Source organism: Sphingomonas mali NBRC 15500 (assembly GCF_001598415.1).
Taxonomy (GTDB): domain Bacteria; phylum Pseudomonadota; class Alphaproteobacteria; order Sphingomonadales; family Sphingomonadaceae; genus Sphingomonas; species Sphingomonas mali.
Genome location: NZ_BCYX01000013.1, coordinates 11,669 through 28,964, shown reverse-complemented (window position 1 = coordinate 28,964; position 17,296 = coordinate 11,669). Strand labels below are relative to the sequence as shown.

19 protein-coding genes are annotated in these 17,296 nt (G+C 64.8%); 10 read left to right on the top strand and 9 right to left on the bottom strand.

All coding sequences use genetic code 11. From position 1 onward, the window contains the following. Nucleotides 1–10: 10 nt before the first annotated feature. Nucleotides 11–622 (top strand): hypothetical protein, encoded by a 612-nt coding sequence (locus tag SMA01S_RS11355; RefSeq protein WP_084250256.1) that lies wholly within the window; start codon nt 11–13, stop codon nt 620–622. A 16-nt stretch (nt 623–638) separates the two neighbouring features. Continuing rightward, nucleotides 639–1,964 (top strand): SPOR domain-containing protein, encoded by a 1,326-nt coding sequence (locus tag SMA01S_RS11350; protein WP_066821757.1) that lies wholly within the window; start codon nt 639–641, stop codon nt 1,962–1,964. A gap of 153 nt (nt 1,965–2,117) precedes the next feature. On the opposite strand, the gene SMA01S_RS11345 is transcribed toward SMA01S_RS11350, so the two are convergent. Together SMA01S_RS11345 and SMA01S_RS11340 are read right to left on the bottom strand one after the other, a co-directional pair. Next, a complete protein-coding gene (locus tag SMA01S_RS11345) occupies nt 2,118–3,314 on the bottom strand; it encodes a dihydroorotase (RefSeq protein ID WP_066821754.1) in 1,197 nt (398 codons plus the stop codon). Beyond that, nucleotides 3,311–4,300 (bottom strand): aspartate carbamoyltransferase catalytic subunit, encoded by a 990-nt coding sequence (locus tag SMA01S_RS11340; protein WP_066821751.1) that lies wholly within the window; start codon nt 4,298–4,300, stop codon nt 3,311–3,313. Before SMA01S_RS11340 ends, SMA01S_RS11345 begins: the two co-directional genes overlap by 4 nt. Before the next feature lie 122 nt (nt 4,301–4,422). On the opposite strand from SMA01S_RS11340, the gene SMA01S_RS11335 reads away from it, so the two are divergent. Both SMA01S_RS11335 and SMA01S_RS11330 read left to right on the top strand, forming a co-directional pair. Continuing rightward, entirely contained in the window at nt 4,423–5,331 is a 909-nt protein-coding gene (locus SMA01S_RS11335) for an AraC family transcriptional regulator (protein WP_066821748.1), read from the top strand. 150 nt (nt 5,332–5,481) lie between these two features. Next, nucleotides 5,482–6,384: an AraC family transcriptional regulator gene (locus SMA01S_RS11330; RefSeq protein WP_066821745.1), complete on the top strand. Its 903-nt coding sequence runs from the start codon at nt 5,482–5,484 to the stop codon at nt 6,382–6,384. Here SMA01S_RS11330 and ruvX read toward each other — a convergent pair. Together ruvX and SMA01S_RS11320 are read right to left on the bottom strand one after the other, a co-directional pair. Then, the gene (gene ruvX, locus SMA01S_RS11325) at nt 6,381–6,848 is read right to left on the bottom strand and encodes a Holliday junction resolvase RuvX (protein ID WP_066821742.1); all 468 of its coding nucleotides are present in this window, start codon (nt 6,846–6,848) and stop codon (nt 6,381–6,383) included. The two genes, SMA01S_RS11330 and ruvX, sit on opposite strands and share 4 nt — an antisense overlap. Nucleotides 6,849–6,857: 9 nt before the next feature. After that, the gene (locus SMA01S_RS11320; RefSeq protein ID WP_066821739.1) at nt 6,858–7,994 is read right to left on the bottom strand and encodes a DUF3089 domain-containing protein; all 1,137 of its coding nucleotides are present in this window, start codon (nt 7,992–7,994) and stop codon (nt 6,858–6,860) included. 86 nt (nt 7,995–8,080) lie between these two features. Here SMA01S_RS11320 and gatC point away from each other — a divergent pair, with 86 nt between their 5' ends. The 3 genes from gatC to SMA01S_RS11305 all read left to right on the top strand — a co-directional run bounded on the left by gatC (nt 8,081) and on the right by SMA01S_RS11305 (nt 10,292). Next, nucleotides 8,081–8,368 carry an Asp-tRNA(Asn)/Glu-tRNA(Gln) amidotransferase subunit GatC gene (gene gatC / locus SMA01S_RS11315; protein WP_066811101.1) on the top strand — a complete coding sequence of 96 codons (288 nt, stop codon included), beginning with the start codon at nt 8,081–8,083 and terminating at the stop codon, nt 8,366–8,368. Further along, the gene (gatA, locus tag SMA01S_RS11310; RefSeq protein WP_066821736.1) at nt 8,368–9,852 is read left to right on the top strand and encodes an Asp-tRNA(Asn)/Glu-tRNA(Gln) amidotransferase subunit GatA; all 1,485 of its coding nucleotides are present in this window, start codon (nt 8,368–8,370) and stop codon (nt 9,850–9,852) included. Before gatC ends, gatA begins: the two co-directional genes overlap by 1 nt. 143 nt (nt 9,853–9,995) lie before the next feature. Beyond that, nucleotides 9,996–10,292: a hypothetical protein gene (locus tag SMA01S_RS11305; protein WP_157093907.1), complete on the top strand. Its 297-nt coding sequence runs from the start codon at nt 9,996–9,998 to the stop codon at nt 10,290–10,292. A gap of 17 nt (nt 10,293–10,309) precedes the next feature. Here SMA01S_RS11305 and SMA01S_RS11300 read toward each other — a convergent pair whose 3' ends face one another. Both SMA01S_RS11300 and SMA01S_RS11295 read right to left on the bottom strand, forming a co-directional pair. Then, nucleotides 10,310–10,519, bottom strand: a complete 210-nt coding sequence (locus SMA01S_RS11300; protein WP_066590278.1) for a hypothetical protein — start codon at nt 10,517–10,519, stop codon at nt 10,310–10,312. Between the two features lie 96 nt (nt 10,520–10,615). Beyond that, nucleotides 10,616–11,851 (bottom strand): cysteine desulfurase-like protein, encoded by a 1,236-nt coding sequence (locus tag SMA01S_RS11295; RefSeq protein WP_066821730.1) that lies wholly within the window; start codon nt 11,849–11,851, stop codon nt 10,616–10,618. 110 nt (nt 11,852–11,961) lie between these two features. Between SMA01S_RS11295 and SMA01S_RS11290 the strand changes: the two genes are divergently transcribed. Genes SMA01S_RS11290 through SMA01S_RS11280 form a run of 3 tightly spaced genes read left to right on the top strand, consistent with a single transcriptional unit; the run spans nt 11,962 to nt 14,125 of the window. Continuing rightward, on the top strand, nt 11,962–12,990 hold the full coding sequence (locus SMA01S_RS11290; protein WP_066821727.1) for an aspartate-semialdehyde dehydrogenase: 1,029 nt from the start codon (nt 11,962–11,964) through the stop codon (nt 12,988–12,990). 53 nt (nt 12,991–13,043) lie between these two features. Continuing rightward, on the top strand, nt 13,044–13,691 hold the full coding sequence (locus SMA01S_RS11285) for a 2-hydroxychromene-2-carboxylate isomerase (RefSeq protein ID WP_066821724.1): 648 nt from the start codon (nt 13,044–13,046) through the stop codon (nt 13,689–13,691). After that, a complete protein-coding gene (locus tag SMA01S_RS11280; RefSeq protein WP_066821721.1) occupies nt 13,688–14,125 on the top strand; it encodes a GFA family protein in 438 nt (145 codons plus the stop codon). The genes SMA01S_RS11285 and SMA01S_RS11280 overlap by 4 nt, the downstream gene beginning before the upstream one ends. A 10-nt stretch (nt 14,126–14,135) precedes the next feature. Here SMA01S_RS11280 and SMA01S_RS11275 read toward each other — a convergent pair whose 3' ends face one another. Genes SMA01S_RS11275 through SMA01S_RS11265 form a run of 3 tightly spaced genes read right to left on the bottom strand, consistent with a single transcriptional unit; the run spans nt 14,136 to nt 17,248 of the window. Continuing rightward, nucleotides 14,136–15,713, bottom strand: a complete 1,578-nt coding sequence (locus tag SMA01S_RS11275; RefSeq protein ID WP_066821718.1) for a DHA2 family efflux MFS transporter permease subunit — start codon at nt 15,711–15,713, stop codon at nt 14,136–14,138. Continuing rightward, nucleotides 15,706–16,803, bottom strand: a complete 1,098-nt coding sequence (locus SMA01S_RS11270; RefSeq protein ID WP_066821716.1) for an HlyD family secretion protein — start codon at nt 16,801–16,803, stop codon at nt 15,706–15,708. Before SMA01S_RS11270 ends, SMA01S_RS11275 begins: the two co-directional genes overlap by 8 nt. Further along, the gene (locus SMA01S_RS11265) at nt 16,796–17,248 is read right to left on the bottom strand and encodes a MarR family winged helix-turn-helix transcriptional regulator (RefSeq protein WP_066821714.1); all 453 of its coding nucleotides are present in this window, start codon (nt 17,246–17,248) and stop codon (nt 16,796–16,798) included. The genes SMA01S_RS11270 and SMA01S_RS11265 overlap by 8 nt, the downstream gene beginning before the upstream one ends. Nucleotides 17,249–17,296 lie beyond the last annotated feature (48 nt).

The window sequence follows — 17,296 nt, the reverse complement described above, 5'->3', positions numbered from 1 at the left end:
TGGCGCGATGATGAGCGAGCCCAAGCCTTTCGCCTCCCTGTCCTCCGGCCTGCTCGCCCGCAAGGGTCAGGCGCGTCCGGCAATGCGTCCGCAGGGTTTCACCGGCGGTTATGCCTCGCTGGCCGGGATCGACGATCTCGGCTGGAACGACATGGGACATATCCCCGAGCCGGTCGCCGATATCCATCCTCTGCACGAGGACGACCAGATCCAGCCGCCGCCCGAGGGCGTGCCGCCGGTCCTGGCGCAGCGCCATGCGCTGAAACAGGAATTCGAGCCGCCGGTGCTCGACGAAACCGTCGAGGACGAGCCCGAAGGTCTGATCGAGGCGCCTGCGCCGCAGCCGGAGGTCGTCGTCAAGGCGGTTGCGGCGGATACGTTCGAACCCCGTCCGGTCTCGGTCGCAGCGGCTGGCCGGATCGCCCGCGCGACGCAGCACAAGCACAAGGCCGCGTTCACTCTGCGCCTCGACGAGGAGCGCCATTTGCGGCTGCGCCTCGCCAGCGCGGTCAGCGGCCGTTCGGCCCAACAGATTGTTACCGGGGCGCTCGACGCCTTTTTGGAATCGCTGCCCGAAGTCGGCGAGCTGGCTCGCCAGCTGCCGACGCGGGCCAAGGGGTGAATTGGGGGACGTTGCGATGAAGTCGAAGCGATTGACGATGGGCCTCTCGGCGGTCGCGCTTTGCGCCGCTTTGGGGGGCGTCTATCAGGGCGCCGCGCTCGCCGGCTCGAAGTCGAGCCAAGTCGATGACAATGCCGCGGCAACGGATATCGCCCGGGCGCGCAAGGCGCTCGCCGACCGCCAGGGCAACGACGCCGTGCGCTGGGCCGAAGCCGCGGTCGAACTCCGTCCGCAAATCGCCGACTATCGCACCGTGCTCGGGCAGGCCTATCTGCTGGCCGGTCGTTTCGCCTCGGCTCGCACCACCTTCAATGATGCGCTCACGCTGTCACCGGGTGACGGCAAGGTCGCGCTCAACCTGGCACTCGCCCAGATCGCCGAGGGCGACTGGACTGGCGCGCGCCAGACGCTCGACAGCAATTCGGGATCGATCTCGGTCAGTGATCGTGGCCTCGCCATGGCGCTCGCGGGCGATCCGATCAGCGCGGTCAACCTCCTGCTGCCGGTCGCGAAACAGCCGGGCGCCGATGCTAAGCTCCGCCAGAATCTGGCACTCAGCCTGGCGCTCGCCGGCCGTTGGCAGGATGCCCGCATGGTCGCGGGCATGGACCTGTCGCCGACCGATGCCGACAAGCGCATCACCGAATGGGCCGCATTCGCGCGCCCCGCATCGCGCTACGACCAGGTAGCGGCTTTGCTCGGCGTCACGCCGGCGGCCGATCCCGGCCAGCCGGTCGCGCTCGCGCTCAACGCCAGCACGCCGGTCGTCGCCAGCGCGCCTGCCCCGGTCGATGCCTATATGCCCAAGACGCCGGCCGAAGTCGCGGCGGCTTCCGCGCCGGTGGATGCCGGTACGATCACGCCCGCGCCGGTCGTCGCGGCCGCGCCGGCGGTCAGCACGGTGGTGTTCGGGCCGCGTGCCGAAGTGGTTCAGCCGCTGCCGGTCCAGCCGGCGGTCGGCAGCAAGGCGCCACTGATCAAGGCGCCGAAATCGGCCATCAAGGCCGCAGCATTCGTCAAACCCATGGTTGCTCCTACCACCCCGGGCGCCACCAAGGTCAGCGTGAGCAAGGGCAATTTCTATGTCCAGCTCGGTGCCTATGACAGCGCGGGCGTTGCCCGCGATGGATGGGCCCGGGCCTCACGCGCTTATTCGGGCTTCGCCGGCCATGCTCCCACGGGCATGTCGGTGACGATCAACGGCAAGAGCTTCTATCGCCTGTCGGTCGGCGGCTTCGACCGCGCGGGAGCGGCGCAGCTCTGCGCTAGCTATCGTGCCAAGGGCGGCACCTGCTTCGTCCGCGAGAATGCCGGCGATCAGGCGGTGAGCTGGAAGAAATAACGCATTTCCCTCTCCCGCGTGCGGGAGAGGGAGGGGCCCGCCGCGAAGCGGTGGGAAGGTGAGGGTCTTCTTACTTCTTTTTGGCCTCCAGTTGCCTGAAGAAGAAAGAAGACCCTCACCCGACCTCTCCCGCAAGCGGGAGAGGGGTTTCTGTTAAGCGCTAATCTCTTTCCCGCCCTTCCACAGGCGGAGCACTTTTCCTTGGGTCGGTAGCCCGTCGAAAGGCGTGTTGCCGGCCCTCGCTTTCATGGCCTCGCCGCGAATCTGCCAGGATGCTTGCGGATCGAGCAGCATCAGGTCGGCAGGCTGGCCGGGCATCAGCCTGCCCGTATCGACGCCCAGCACCCTGGCTGGATTGACCGCGAGCATCGCGAACAATCGCTCGATCGGCAAGTCGAGCCCCAGCCCGAGCGCGAGCAAGGTCTCCGCACTCGATGCTCCGGGAGACGCGTCGGCGAAAGGCAGGCGCTTTTCCTCGGGCCCGCGCGGGTCATGGCCCGAGCACAGCACGTCGATCGTACCGTCCGCCACCGCCGCCAGCGCTGCCTTGCGATCGTCTTCGGATCGCAGAGGTGGTGACAGATGCGCGAAGGTCCGGAAATCGCTCATCGCATTGTCGGACAACAGTAGGTGGGCAGGGGTGATCCCGCACGTCACCTGGACGCCGCGACGTTTGGCCGCCCGAACGAGCTCGAAACCCGCGGCCGTAGTGACCTGACGGAAATGCAGCCGCGCGCCGGTATCCTCGGCCAGCGCGATATCGCGCGCGACGGCCAAAGCCTCGGCCACCGCCGGCGCGGCGGGCAGGCCGAGCCGGGTTGCTGTCTCGCTTTCGGTCGCGACCGCATTGCCGGTCAGGCCGGCGTCCTCTGCATGCGCAATCACGGTCAGATCGAGGTCGCGCGCATAGGCCAGCGCCTTGCGCATCACGCCCGAGTCGGCGATCCAGTGCCGCCCGGTGCCGACCGCTTTCGCGCCGGCCCCCTTCATGATCGCCATTTCGGCCAAGTCGGTGCCGAGCAGGCCTTTGGTCGCCGCCGCGATCGGGTGGATCCATAATAATGGCTTGCCGACCAGCGACGAGCGCTGGACGATACCGGGGCCATCAAGCACCGGCGACTGATCGGGCATCAGCCCGACGCGGACGATGCCGCCGGCACGGAATGCCTCACGGTCGATCGCGAATACGCCGAGATCGACGATCCCCGGCGCGAGCAGCTTGCCGCCGCAATCCACGGTCTCAGCATCGGGCGCGTTGTCGACGATGCGGTCGCCGATGACGTGCAGTTCGCCTTCCGCAACCCCGCCGGGGCGCACGATCCGGGCGTTGACGAAGCGGAGCGCGGTCATGCCCAGCCCTCCACCTTGCGCGCTCGCCGGGTCAGCACATCCAGACAGGCCATCCGCACGGCGACCCCCATCTCGACTTGCTCGGTGATCGCCGAGCGCTCGATATGATCGGCGACGTTCGAATCGATCTCGACGCCGCGGTTCATCGGTCCGGGATGCATCACCAGCGCGTCAGGCTTGGCCAGCGCCAGCCGGTCGAGCGTCAGGCCGTAGCGCAAGTGGAACTCGCGAGTGGAGGGAATGAACGCGCCCGACATGCGCTCGTTCTGGAGACGCAGCATCATTACCACGTCGGCGCCGTCGAGCGCGGCGTCGAAATCGGCATAAGGCGTCACGCCCATCCGCTCGATCGCAGCCGGCATCAGCGTTGCCGGCGCCACCACGCGAACCTCTGCAGCGAGCGCCGTCAGAGTGAGAATGTTCGACCGCGCGACGCGGCTGTGCAGGATATCGCCGCAGATCACCACGCGCTGTCCCGCGATGCTGCCGCGCCGCCGCCGGATCGTCAACGCGTCGAGCAGCGCCTGGGTCGGATGCTCGTGGCTGCCATCGCCGGCGTTGAGCACCGGGCAGTCGACCTTGCCGGCGATCAACCGCACCGCGCCCGAGCTCGAATGACGGATGACGATGACATCGGCGCGCATAGCGTTGAGCGTCATCGCCGTGTCGATCAGCGTCTCGCCCTTCTTCACGCTCGATTGCGCGACCGCCATGTTGACGACATCGGCGCCCAGCCGCTTGCCGGCGATCTCGAACGACAGCAGCGTCCGTGTCGAATTCTCGAAGAACGCATTGATCAGGGTCAGGCCCGCGAGCCGCTTGTCGGGTTTGGCGCGATTGCGGTTCGCCTCGACCCATTGCTCCGCTTCGTCGAGCAGGAACGCAATCTCATGAGGTTGTAGGCCGGAAATACCGGTGAGGTGCCCATGCGGGAAGACGGCGCCGCCCTCGATAAGGGCTGCGGGACGATGATCGGAATGGTGCATTAAAGGCGTCGCCTAGACCCGCTGCGTCGGCGGTGCAAGTACGGAACTTACCTGATGGCGAGCGGAGCTTTTTGCGGCTCCCTTGCACGCTCCTTCCAAACCCTTTTGGACTCCGGAGCAGCATGTCCAACACTCAAGCGATCAGCGCTCAAGACGGTCCTGTCGACATCCGCGTCTACGCGCCCGCCGAAAACCTGCGCCCGCTCGTCTCGTCTTATTATTTTCTCGAATCGATGGGGCCGTCGGCAGACTTTGCGCCGCCCGAACAGGCCAACATCCGTTTCGCGATCAAGGGGACGTGGAGGCTCGCCGACAGCGACGGCAAGAACCCGGTCGAACCTTCCAATGCTTCCTTGTTCGGTCCCAGCGATCGCGGCCGTCGCTTCGCTACCGATGGGGGCCTGGTCATGGGAGTCGGGCTTACGGCGATAGGCTGGCTCACGCTCATCGGTGGGCAAGCTTCGGACTTTGCCAACCTCATCATCCCGTTGGGCAGGCAATTGGGTCCGTCCGGGCTCGAAATTCAGAAGCGCCTCGCGGATGCTTCCGACGATGCCGAACGCGTTGCGATCCTGGACGCGATCCTGCGCGACAGACCGACGCGACAGAACGCTTATTGTGCGATCGCGGCCCAGATTCAGGATGCCATCCTGTCGGGAAAAATAGAACATGTCGCCGATTTGGCCGAGAAAGTCGGCATCGAGCACCGCAGGCTCTTGCGCATTTGTACTTCGGCGTTCGGCTTCCCGCCGGTCCGCCTGTTGCGCCGCCAGCGCTTCTTGCGGACGCTTGACCGGATGCGGGATCGACGGGATCAGCCAATCGGCCAGCTGATCGATCCGAGTTATTACGATCAGGCGCATTTCAACCGCGACTTCAAAGCATATATGGGAATGACGCCCCGCGCTTATTTCCGAACACCGCACGAGATTGTCGATCGCGTGATGGAAGAAAATGGCCGTGCGTACGGTCGTCGTCATCCCGTCGAGCTGTGCGAACCGTCCCAAGCGTCGAGTCGCGAGCGAATCTGACGCAGTCGCCCGCGATGCCCGTCCCCGTCTCCAGCAACGACGCTGGGGCCGGGCACTCAGCGGTTCGTGGGGAGTCAGCCTGATCTGCATCAATCCTTAGGGGCTTACCTCTTCGCTCGTTTTTGGACAAAACGGACGCAAGGGGAAGATATGACCGGTCCGACCATGACCGGGGCGCCGCGCGGCGCGCCGGAAATCCGCTTCTACCTGCCTTCCGAAGGCCTGCGTCCGCTCGTCACCTCCTATTATTTCCTCGAATCGGCCGGGCCGCTGGACGATTTCACGCATCCCGAATGGGCCAACATCCGATTCGCGCTGAACGGCAGGTGGAGGTTCGAGGATGGCGGCATCAAGGACGCGATCGAGCCGCCGCGGGCGACATTGTTCGGGCCGACCGATCGCGCGCGGCGCTTCACGACCGATGGCGGATTGGCACTCGGCGTGGGGCTCACTCCGATCGGATGGCTGACCTTCATCGGCAGCGATGCGTCGGACCTCGCCAATCTCATCGTGCCGCTTGACCGCCAATTGGGAATATCCGGCCCGGCCATCCACGCGCGACTGGTGGAAGCGGGCAGCGACGCCGAGCGGATCGCGATCCTCGATGCGATCCTGGGAGAGTGCCCGGCGTCGCAGAGCGCCTATCGCGAGATGGCGTTACAGGTGCAGCACGCATTGCTGTCGGGCACGGTCGATCATGTCGGCGATCTTGCCGAGCAACTCGGCATGGAACAGCGCACGCTGCACCGCGTCTGCACGTCCGTATTCGGATTCCCGCCGGTGCGATTGTTGCGCCGTCAACGCTTCCTGCGCACGCTCGCCAAGGTGCGTGACAAGCTAGACCAGCCGCTCGGGCAACTGATCGACTCCGGCTATTACGATCAGGCGCATTTCAACCGCGATTTCAAAGCCTATATGGGCATGACCCCGCTCGCTTATTTCCGCTTGCCGCGCGAAGCGTTGCGCCGGGCGCTGGAGGAGCGGAATCGCGTGATCGGTGCCCCGGTTCAGGGGCTGCACGTCCAGCGGGACGAGGCCGGGCAGGGCGATTAGGGCTGGGCCGCGACCAGTCCGTCGATCGCGCCCTGAAGGATGTAGCTCGCTGCCAGCTTGTCGACGCGTTCGGCGCGTTTGGCGCGGCTCAGATCCTCGGCGATCATCTGGCGTTCGACTGCCTGGGTCGACCAGCGCTCGTCCCATAGCAGGATCGGCAGGTCGAGATCGGCGATGTTGCGCGCAAATGCCCGGGTCGATTGCGTCCGCGGCGAATCGGTGCCGTCGAGGTTGAGCGGCAGGCCGACCACGATACCCTTGACCGATTGCGCCTTGGCCAACGCCGCGAGCGTCGCTTTGTCGGCGGTAAATTTGCTGCGCCTGATCAATTCGGCCGGGCTCGCGAAGCTCCAGCCGGCATCGCACAAGGCCGCGCCGATCGTCTTGGTGCCGACGTCGAGTCCGAGCAGGCGGCCGCCGTCCGGCAGGGCGTTGCGGAACTCGTTGCGATCCTCGGTGATCACCGGTCCTTCCTAACGCGCGATCGCGGCAGCGGGGGCGGGGTTGGCGCCCGAGAAGGACTTGAACCGCCGCGCGGCGTCATTCCTGACGTTCACCCAGAACATCGAATAATCGAACACATGGTAGTTGTTCCCGGGCAGGACATAGCCGCCCAGGTTGACCGGCGCCCCGATCGATAGGAAGCCGCGCCCGATGCATTTGGCGGGGACGCCAGGCACTCCCAGCGTTGCGCTGCCCAGATCCTTCGACGGGATCAAGGTTCCAAGATTCGCCTTCCCATTCGCCGCTGTGTCCGGCGTTCCGGTGATGGGATTGGTGCAGACCATGTCCGTGCCCTTGCGTGGCTTGCCGTCGAATCCGGTGGTCGCGTCGTAGACATCGGTGATCATCGACGGGTCGGCGGGCTCGGCAAAGCTCTGCCACGACAGGATGCAATTGGACTGTTCGGCTGTCTTGCACTCGGGCAACCCGAGGGCAGGGAGGTCGGTAGTCTTGGAGATCGGCCAGCCGACGACATAGGCCGCGACGATCCGCTTCGCGAGCGGCTGGCCCGCGACACGTTCGCGTAGCAGTCGCTCGAGATGAAGCGCGCCCTGGCTGTGGCCAGCGAGGATGATCGGGCGGTCGGGGCCGACTTCCTTCAGAAATTCGTCAAATGACGCGAGCACGTCGCGATAGGCGAAGTCGAGCGCCTTCTGGGCCTCGGACTTGCTGGTCAGAAATGCGCCGAAGGTCGCCTGGCGATAGCGCGGCGCCCAAACTTCGCCGATCCCGTTGAACGCGGATGCCTGGCCGCGGAGAAAGACCTCGGCGGTTTTATTGGCCTGGGCGTCATCGAGTGGCGCGTTCCAGTGCGCGCGGTCTATGTACGATGTGGGGTGGACGAAGAAAACGGCGACAGGCGGTTTCTCTCCCGGCTTGAAACTGGCGGGCGTCCACAAAGCTGGGTTGCCGGGGATATCGGGCCGCGAGAACCACAATTCGCGCTTCTCGTACGCCTGCATCGGCGTAGCCGGGCCACCGACGAACTTCTCGCTCGGGACGAGCGCCGCTTTCATCAACGCGCCCGGATATAGACGGAATGCGAACAGACCTGCGATCGCCACGAGGATGAGGAACAGGACTAGATAGACGAATTTGCGGGCCAAGAATGCGCTCCGATTGCGGTCGGGGTCCCGTGCCTCATCGTCGCGGCGGTTGCAATCGTAGCGGCCGCTCTGCTAGCCGCCCGGCCATGTCCGTAGACGCTGCAACCGTGAAGAAGATCGCGAGCCTCGCTCGCATCGCGATCACCGACGAGGAGGTCGCGAAGATCGCGCCCGAACTCGACAACATCCTGGGCTGGATCGAGCAATTGGGCGAAGTCGATACGTCGTCGGTCGAGCCGATGACCGCGGTCATCGCCAACACGCTCCGCCTGCGCGACGATGTCGTCACCGATGGCGGCAAGCGCGACGCGGTGCTGGCCAATGCTCCTCAGGCCGAGCACGGCTTCTTCACCGTGCCCAAGGTGATCGAATAATGACCGACATTACCGATCTCGGCGTCCGCGAGCTTCGCGACGGCGTCCGCGCGGGTACCTTTTCGGCGCGCGAGGTGGCGGATTCGTTCATCGTCGCAGTCAGCAAGGCGAAGCAGCTCAACGCGTTCCTGGTGGAAACGCCCGATCACGCGGTCGCGGCGGCCAAGGAAGCCGATGCCGCCCGGGCCGCGGGTGAGACGCTGAAGCCGCTCGCCGGCGTGCCGATCGGCATGAAGGACCTGTTCTGCACCAAGGGCGTGCAGTCGGCGGCAGCGAGCCATATTCTCGAAGGGTTCAAGCCCGAATACGAATCGACCGTCAGCCAGAAATTATGGGATGCGGGCGCGGGCATGTTGGGCAAGCTCAACATGGACCAGTTCGCGATGGGATCGTCGAACGAGACCAGCTATTTCGGCAACGTCATCTCGCCCTGGCGGCGCGCCGATGGCGGCAAAGCGCCGCTCGCGCCGGGCGGATCGTCGGGCGGCAGCTCGGCATCGATCGCGGCGCGGCTGTGCCCGGCGGCGACCGGCACCGACACCGGCGGCTCGATCCGCCAGCCGGCGGCCTTCACTGGCATCGCCGGCATCAAGCCGACCTATGGACGCTGCTCGCGCTGGGGCATCATCGCCTTCGCCTCGAGCCTGGATCAGGCCGGGCCGATGGCGCGCGACGTGCGCGATTGCGCGATCATGCTCGAGGCGATGAGCGGGTTCGACGCCAAGGATTCAACCAGCCTCCAGCTCGACGTGCCCAAATGGGAGGCCGGGCTCAACGCCAGCCTGGCGGGCAAGCGCATCGGCATTCCGAAGGAATATCGCGTCGACGGCATGCCCGCAGAGATCGAGGCGCTGTGGCAGCAGGGCATCGACTGGGTGAAGGATGCCGGTGCCGAAGTGGTCGAGGTGTCGCTACCGCACACCAAATATGCGCTGCCGGCTTATTACATCATCGCGCCGGCCGAAGCGTCGTCCAACCTCGCGCGCTATGACGGCGTTCGCTACGGCCTGCGCGAGCTGCCCGAGGGCGCGAACCTCCAGGAAATGTACGCCGCGACCCGCGCCGCGGGCTTCGGGGCAGAGGTAAAGCGCCGCATCCTGATCGGCACCTATGTGCTGTCGGCTGGCTTCTACGACGCTTATTACACCCAGGCGCAGAAGGTCCGCACCTTGATCGCACGCGACTTCGACGAGGCGTGGAAGACCTGCGACTTGCTGCTCACCCCGACTGCGCCCTCGGCGGCGTTCGCTTTGGGCGAGAAGTCGGCCGATCCGATCGCGATGTATCTGAACGACGTCTTCACCGTGCCGTCGAGCCTGGCCGGCCTGCCGGCGATGTCGGTGCCGGGTGGCCTCGACAAGGCCGGACTGCCGCTCGGACTTCAGGTGATCGGCAAGGCGCTCGACGAACAAGGCGTGCTCGACGCATGCCTCGCGATCGAGGAGCGCGCCGGGTTCAAGGCACGGCCAGAGGCTTGGTGGTAGACCGGCGCTGATCGATCCGCGTCAATATATCGTAATCTGCCAATGCCGGAGTTGAATTGATGCCGACGCCAGGCAAGCAGGCGCGACACTCTATCTCGGTGGATCCAACGCGATCGCTGGTGATCCTCCGGCTGGCAGGCTTTATGACTCTCGAGGACGTCCAGCGTATCGCCGCCGAGGAGCAGGCGGCCGTGCGGTCGCTTGGCGTGCCGTCGGGCGTCCACAACTTTCTGATCGACGCCCGCGCGCTGGATGCGCAGCTCGCCGACGTCGTTGCCATGGTCCAGCGTACGACAGATACGGTACCGCTCAAGCCTCGGCGGCTGGCGATCATCGCGCGCTATGGGCTGAACAAGATGCAGGTGCGGCGAATGATCGGCGACCGCGAGATCGGCCTATTCGACAGCGAAGACGAGGCTCTCGCCTACCTCCTGGGATAGTCTGCGGTTCGAACCGGTCAGTTCCGTTCGACCGAATCCAATATCCGCGCGCCGGCCATGAACACCGCGATCGGGCAGACCGAAAACAGCATCCAGCCGCCGAAACCGGGATATTGCTGGACATAATGGACCCCGCGCTCGACCGCGCCCAGGCCCAGGCCATAGATCACCATGAAGGCCTCGAACTTGGTCTTGATGACGAATAGGCGGGCGATCTTCGCGAACATGCGCATATTTAAGCATAACCCGTGCCAATGGCGGAAATGCGTCGTTTCGGATTAACGAAGATGGTTACCTGTAAATTTACCCGACATCGACGGGCGCTAGATTTCGGTCAACGCGGCGATCAGCCGATCGACTTCCTGGGCGGTATTGTAATGGCATAGACCGACGCGGAGGAGACCGCCCTTGTCGGCCAGGTCGAGCCGGGCGGCGACTTCGACCGCATAGAAATGGCCCGCCCAGGCAAAGAGGCCGCGGTTCGCCAGATGGTGCGCGATCGTCGGCGCGGCATGGCCGAAAAGCGTGAAGGAGAAGGTCGGGACGCGCCCCTCCATCGTCGGCGGACCCCAGAGCCGGAGGCCGGGGATCGTCGCGAACCCGGCGAGCAGACGGTTGCCGAGGTCGTGCTCATAGGCGGTGGCGGCGGTCATTGCCGCGACCAGCCGCGAGCGCCGGCTGTTCGCGCTGGGATCGGCGAGTTCGCCCAGCCATTCGAGATAGGAGACCGTACCCAGCACTCCGGCCTGGCCCTCGAACGACGGCGTCCCCGTCTCGAAGCGATGCGCGCCGTCATTCCCGGCAGGGCGGACCTTATAGGCGCGGACCAGCTCGTCGAGGCGCGGGTTCATCCACAGCACGCCCTGGTGCGGTCCGAAGAATTTGTACGGCGAGCAGGCGACGAAGTCGGCGTCCATCGCGGCCACGTCGGTGACCAAATGGGGAACCGATTGCACCGCGTCGACATAGACAAAAGTGTCGCTTCGCGCGCGAACCAGCTTCACTGCCTCAGCGATCGGATTAATCGTGCCGAGCGCGTTGCTGGCGACGCCTAGCGCCACCAGCCGAGTTTTCGGCCCCAGCAGCATGGCAAGGTCATCGAGCGTCCAGCGTCCGGTCGCCGGATCGAAATCGAGCCAGCGCACCGTCATCCCACGATCTTCGGCGACCTGCAGCCACGGCGCGACATTGGCGTCATGGTCGAGGCGCGTGACGACGAGTTCGTCGCCTTCACGCCAATCGCGGGCAAGCGCACGCGAGACAGCGAAGGTGAGGGACGTCATGTTGGGCCCGAACGCGATCTCCTCGGGCCGGGCGCCAAGCAGGTCGGCGATCGCCGCATGCGCGTCGTCGGACAGGCGGTCGGTCTCGACCGACGTCGCGAACGCGCCGCCGGCATTGGCGGTACCTTTACTGAGATGCGCGGCCATCGCACCGATCGCCGTGTCACAGGCCTGCGTGCCGCCGGGCGCGTCGAAATAGACCGCGGGCTGGCCCTCCACCTCCCGTGACAAAGCGGGAAAACGCGAGCGGACGGCGTCGATCGGGAAATTCTGCATCAAGCTGACCTTGGCTGGGTATCAAGAAATTGCGCGCTTCCATTCTCTCGGCTGGAGCCTAAAGAGCAAGCGCCGCCGGAGATGGCGAGCATGAAAATGGGATCGAAGTGATGGGTTACCGTGTGGTCGTCGCCGGCGCGACCGGCAATGTCGGGCGCGAGATGCTGAACATCCTGGCCGAACGCGAGTTTCCGGCCGACGAGATCGCGGTCGTCGCCTCCGCGCGCTCGACCGGCAACCAGGTCGAATATGGCGAAACCGGCCGTATGCTGACCATTAAAAACATCGAGCATTTCGACCCGACCGGCTGGGACATGGCGCTTTTTGCCATCGGCAGCGACGCGACCGCGATCCACGCTCCGCGCTTTGCCGCAGCGGGCTGCACCGTGATCGACAATTCGTCGCTCTATCGCATGGATCCGGACGTGCCGTTGATCGTGCCCGAGGTGAACCCCGACGCGATCCACAGCTATACGCGCAAGAACATCATCGCCAACCCGAACTGCTCGACCGCGCAGATGGTCGTCGCGCTCAAGCCGCTGCACGATGCCGCGACGATCAAGCGCGTCGTCGTCGCGACTTATCAATCAGTGTCGGGCGCGGGCAAAGCCGGGATGGACGAGCTGTTCGAGCAATCGCGCAACATCTTTGTCGGCGACCAGGCCGAGGCGCGCAAATTCACCAAGCAGATCGCCTTCAACGTCATTCCGCATATCGACAAGTTCCTCGAGGACGGGTCGACCAAGGAAGAGTGGAAGATGGTGGTCGAGACCAAGAAGATCCTCGATCCCAAGATCAAGGTCACCGCGACTTGCGTCCGCGTGCCGGTGTTCGTCGGCCATTCGGAAGCGATCAACATCGAGTTCGAGGACGAGATTTCGGCGGCCAAGGCCAAATCGATCCTGCGCGAGGCGCCCGGCATCATGCTGGTCGATAAGCATGAGGATGGCGGCTACGTCACCCCGGTCGAATGCGTCGGCGAATATGCCACCTTCGTCAGCCGTGTTCGCGAGGATTCGACCGTCGACAATGGCCTGTCGCTGTGGTGCGTGTCGGACAACCTTCGCAAGGGCGCCGCGCTCAACGCAGTGCAGATCGCCGAACTTCTCGGCCGGCGGTATCTCAAGAAGGCGGCTTGAAGCCCGGCGTCGCAGCGCTCAAACTCCTCCCGTCGCGGATGGGGAGGAATTGAATGTTGCGCGCCGACCTCTATTTCTCGTTTCGCAGCCCTTATAGTTATCTCGCGCTGCCGAAATGGCGCGCGATCGTGCGCGATTACGATCTGACGATCGACCTCAAGCCGGTCTATCCGCTCGCCATCCGCCAGCCCGACTTCTTCGAACGTAATCATCCCAACTGGCTGCGCTACACGATCCGCGATGCGATGAGAGTCGCGCAACATGGCGGTATTCCGTTCGGCCCGCCGCGCCCCGATCCGATCGTCCAGAATATCGCGACACGCGAGATCGCGGCCGAGCAGCCGCACATCCGCCGTCTGGTGCGAACCGGCCAAGTCGCCGCGCGACGGGGCAGGGGGTTCGCCTATGCCGATGAGGTGGCGCAACTCGTCTGGGGCGGTGCCGTGGATTGGCATCTGGGTAATCATCTCGCCGGTGCAGCGGCGCGAGCCGGGCTCGACATGGCCGATCTCGATGCCGAAGCCGAGCGCGATGCCGAGGCGCTCGACGCTGAGGTTGCGGCCAATCAGGCGGCGCTGGAGTCTTCCGGGCATTGGGGCGTGCCGACGCTGGTGTTCAACGACGAGCCGTTTTTCGGGCAGGATCGGATCGACCTCGCTGTCTGGCGGATGGAACAGGCGGGGCTGGAGAAAAGAGCATGACCTTTACCGGTGGCTGTCGCTGTGGCGCAGCGCGCTATGAACTGGCGGTCGACACCCTGACCGCGATCTATTGCTGCCATTGCACCGATTGCCAGCGTTGGTCGGGCAGCGCGTTCAGCGAGCAGGCGGTGGTGCCTGACACCGCGATCAGCGCTACCGGCCCGATCGTCGAGTTCACCATCACCAACGAGAGTGGCGCACTGTCGCACCAACGGGCGTGCGGCGTGTGTCACAACCGACTGTGGAACACGAACAGTTCGCGACCGGGAATCGCCGTCGTTCGCGCGGGCACGCTCGACCACAACCGCACGCTCGAGCCGCGCGTGCATATCTGGGTGAAGAGCAAGCAACCCTGGGTGATGATCGCCGAAGGTGTCCCGTGTTTCGAGGAAAGCGCGCCGGTGGCCGAGTTCGCCGCCATTCTGTCGCGGTGAACCGGCGCGCTTATTCGGCGTGCACCACCTCGACCTTGCCCTTGGGCTTCTGAAGCAGCAGGACTAGCGGTAGCACCGCGATGGTGAGCCACGACATCAGGTAGAAATCGTCGATATAGGCGATCATCGCGGCTTGCTGATTGACCATGTTGTCGACCATCCCGAACACGGCGTCGGACATTTCGCCGAGCTGGAAAAGCTGGCCGAGATTGAACCCCGGTACGACATGGTCGGTGATGTGCTGGGCAAGATCGGCATGGCTGGTCTGCTGGTTGCGCGCCAGAAACACCGTCACCATCGAAATGCCCGCCGATTGGCCGATCGACCGCATCAGGTTGAGCAGACTCGATCCGTCGGTGCGGTAATGCTGCTCCAGCGTCGCAAAGGCCAGGCTGTTGAGCGGCATGAACACCAAACCCATGCCGAGCCCCTGGATGAAGCCGGACGTGACCACCGGCCAGGAATCCATCTCGAGCGACCAGCTCGCCATCGTGTGCAGCGACCAGGCGAACAACACCAGCCCGACCGCGATGACGATCCGCGTATCGACCTTGCCGATCAACCGGCCGGCCAGCCACATCGTGAACAGCACGCCGACGCCACGCGGTGCCATCATCATGCCTGTCTGGACCACCGAATAGCCGAACAATTGCTGGAGCATCGGCGGCAGCAGGGCCATCGGCGCCATGGTCGAGACGCCGATGATGATCATGAAGAACATTGCCGTCACGAGATTGCGGTTCTTGAACAAATGCCGGTCGAACAACGGCTTCTTGGCCGTGGCGAGATGGATCAGCCCGACCCACGCCGCGGCGATCGCGATTAGGCCTTCGATGATGATTTCCCAGCTCGAGAACCAATCCTGGTTCTGGCCGCGATCGAGCATCAGCTGGAAACTCGCGACGGCCAGACCGACGAACGCAAAACCGGTGAAATCGAACGAGCGCGTTGCCTTCGGCCGCGACGGCAGCAGGAACCACAGGATAGCGAAGGTCAAAGCGCCGACTGGGACGTTGACGTAAAACACCCAGCGCCAGTTGAAATTGTCGGTCAGATAGCCGCCGAGCACTGGCCCAAGGATCGGGCCGACCATCACACCCATTCCCCAAACCGACATGGCCTGGGCCTGGCGCTCCTTGGGGTTGATGTCGATCATCGCGGTTTGCGACAATGGGTTGATGAAGGCGGCGAAAATGCCCTGGAAGGCGCGGAACACGACCATCTCGCTCAAGTTGACGGCGGTTCCGCACAAAGCCGAGGCGAGGACGAAGCCGGCGACGGCGATCAGGAACAGATTGCGGCTGCCCAGCCGGTCGCTCAGCCAACCGGTCGCGGGCAGGGCGATCGCGGTCGCGACGATGTAGCTGGTCAGCACCCAGGTGATCGTGTCGGTGGTCGCGCCCAGCGCCGCCGTCATGTGCGGCAGCGCGACGTTGGCGATCGTCGTGTCGAGGATCTGCATCACCATCGCGCCCATGACGCCGATGGTCAGAAGCGGGCGGTTGCTCGACTCCAGCAATGGCTTGCTAAGCGCGGGCTGCGCAGGCCTCGCCGCCGCCGGAGATGCAGGAACGGCCGCGCTAGCCATTGGGCTTGGTATCGACCGATACGTCGGTCGACAGCCCCGCGATCAGCGCGCGATCGGACTTGCAGGTGATGGCGATGCGGACGGGCACGCGCTGCGTCACCTTGACCCAATTACCGTTGGCGTTCTGCGCCGGCAGGATCGAGAATTCGGAACCGGTGCCGGCGCCGATGCTCTGCACCTTGCCGCACAATTTCACGCCCGGATAGGCGTCGAACTTGAGTTCGACCGGCTGTCCAACGCGCATATTGCCGAGCTGGGTTTCCTTGAAATTGGCGGTCACCCACGGCGTATCGCTGATCACCAGGCTGAGCGCGGGAACGCCCGACGGGGTGATGTTGCCGACCTGAAGGCGGCTGGTCTGGCTGACGATGCCGTCATGGGGTGCACGAACGACGGTGCGCTGCAGGTTCATCATCGCCTTGTCGCGCTCGGCCATTGCGGCCTGGACCGCTGCAGGAATGCCCGATCCGGCGACGCCGCTGCCGAGCTGGACCTTCGCCTTGCTGGCCGCAGCGCGCGCGGTGGCGAGACGTGCCTTGGCGGCCAGCACCTCATGTTGCGCGGCATCGAGCGCGGCCTTGGTGGTGAAGCCCTTCTTCCACAAGGCGTTCTGGCGATCATAGGTAGCCTGGGCGAGCGAGATGTCGGCGTCCGCGCTCTGGATATCGGCTGCGGCGCTGCCTGTGTCGGTCGCCTTGGTCGATACATCGACCCGGGCAGTGGCGATCGCGGCATTGGCCTGTTCGACCGCGATCCGATATGGCTCTGGATCGATCACGAACAGCACGTCGCCCGCTTTGACGCGCTGGTTCTCCTTGACGTTGACCTGGACGATCCGGCCCGACACGTCGGGACTGATCGAGATCATGTCCTGCGAGATATAGGCGTTGTCGGTGGTCTGGTAGCGGCCGCCGGTCAGGTAGAAATAGCCTGCCACTGCCGCGATCAACAGCGGCACGCTGACCATCAGCGCGATCCGCAGCCAGCTGCGCTTCTTGGCGCCAGGGGGCGGCGCCTCGACGGTTTCGATCACGTTGGCGGCGGCGATCTTTCCGCCCTTCGTTTCTATTTTCGGATCGGCATCAGCCATGGGCGGTCTCGGTGGTATGGGGAGAAGGGAGCGTCAGGAGGTTTGCGCGAATGTGCTCGAGCGATTTGCCGAGCGCGGCTCGCTCCGATTCGCCCATGCCTGACAGGACTTGAACGAAGAGGTCGTCGGCCATGCGACGCAGGTCGGCGAGGATCGGCTTGGACTTGTCGGTCAGGAACAATTGCCAGGCGCGGCGATCGGCGGGATCGCGACGGCGCTCGACCAGGCCCGATTCCTCGAGTCGGTCGATCATCCGGCACAACGTGATCGGCTCGACTTCGAGCAGGTCGGCCAGCGCGCCCTGGTTGAGGCCCTCGTTGCGGCTGAGGGTGGTCAGGGTGCGCCATTGCGCACGGGTCGCGCCGACTTCGCGCGCGCGCTCGTCGAAACGACGGCGCATCAGGCGCGAGACATCGCTAATCAGGAAGCCGAGTGAGTCGCTCATGGCGACGCATATAATGAGTATGCTTATATAAAATAGTAGCTGACGCAA

Coding starts and splice junctions, on each gene's coding strand:
- SMA01S_RS11355 (WP_084250256.1), top strand. CDS start 11: ATGAGCGAGCCCAAGCCTTTCGCCTCCCTGTCCTCCGGCCTGCTCGCC.
- SMA01S_RS11350 (WP_066821757.1), top strand. CDS start 639: ATGAAGTCGAAGCGATTGACGATGGGCCTCTCGGCGGTCGCGCTTTGC.
- SMA01S_RS11345 (WP_066821754.1), bottom strand. CDS start 3,314: ATGACCGCGCTCCGCTTCGTCAACGCCCGGATCGTGCGCCCCGGCGGG.
- SMA01S_RS11340 (WP_066821751.1), bottom strand. CDS start 4,300: ATGCACCATTCCGATCATCGTCCCGCAGCCCTTATCGAGGGCGGCGCC.
- SMA01S_RS11335 (WP_066821748.1), top strand. CDS start 4,423: ATGTCCAACACTCAAGCGATCAGCGCTCAAGACGGTCCTGTCGACATC.
- SMA01S_RS11330 (WP_066821745.1), top strand. CDS start 5,482: ATGACCGGTCCGACCATGACCGGGGCGCCGCGCGGCGCGCCGGAAATC.
- gatC (WP_066811101.1), top strand. CDS start 8,081: ATGTCCGTAGACGCTGCAACCGTGAAGAAGATCGCGAGCCTCGCTCGC.
- gatA (WP_066821736.1), top strand. CDS start 8,368: ATGACCGACATTACCGATCTCGGCGTCCGCGAGCTTCGCGACGGCGTC.
- SMA01S_RS11305 (WP_157093907.1), top strand. CDS start 9,996: ATGACTCTCGAGGACGTCCAGCGTATCGCCGCCGAGGAGCAGGCGGCC.
- SMA01S_RS11300 (WP_066590278.1), bottom strand. CDS start 10,519: ATGTTCGCGAAGATCGCCCGCCTATTCGTCATCAAGACCAAGTTCGAG.
- SMA01S_RS11295 (WP_066821730.1), bottom strand. CDS start 11,851: ATGCAGAATTTCCCGATCGACGCCGTCCGCTCGCGTTTTCCCGCTTTG.
- SMA01S_RS11290 (WP_066821727.1), top strand. CDS start 11,962: ATGGGTTACCGTGTGGTCGTCGCCGGCGCGACCGGCAATGTCGGGCGC.
- SMA01S_RS11285 (WP_066821724.1), top strand. CDS start 13,044: ATGTTGCGCGCCGACCTCTATTTCTCGTTTCGCAGCCCTTATAGTTAT.
- SMA01S_RS11280 (WP_066821721.1), top strand. CDS start 13,688: ATGACCTTTACCGGTGGCTGTCGCTGTGGCGCAGCGCGCTATGAACTG.
- SMA01S_RS11275 (WP_066821718.1), bottom strand. CDS start 15,713: ATGGCTAGCGCGGCCGTTCCTGCATCTCCGGCGGCGGCGAGGCCTGCG.
- SMA01S_RS11270 (WP_066821716.1), bottom strand. CDS start 16,803: ATGGCTGATGCCGATCCGAAAATAGAAACGAAGGGCGGAAAGATCGCC.
- SMA01S_RS11265 (WP_066821714.1), bottom strand. CDS start 17,248: ATGAGCGACTCACTCGGCTTCCTGATTAGCGATGTCTCGCGCCTGATG.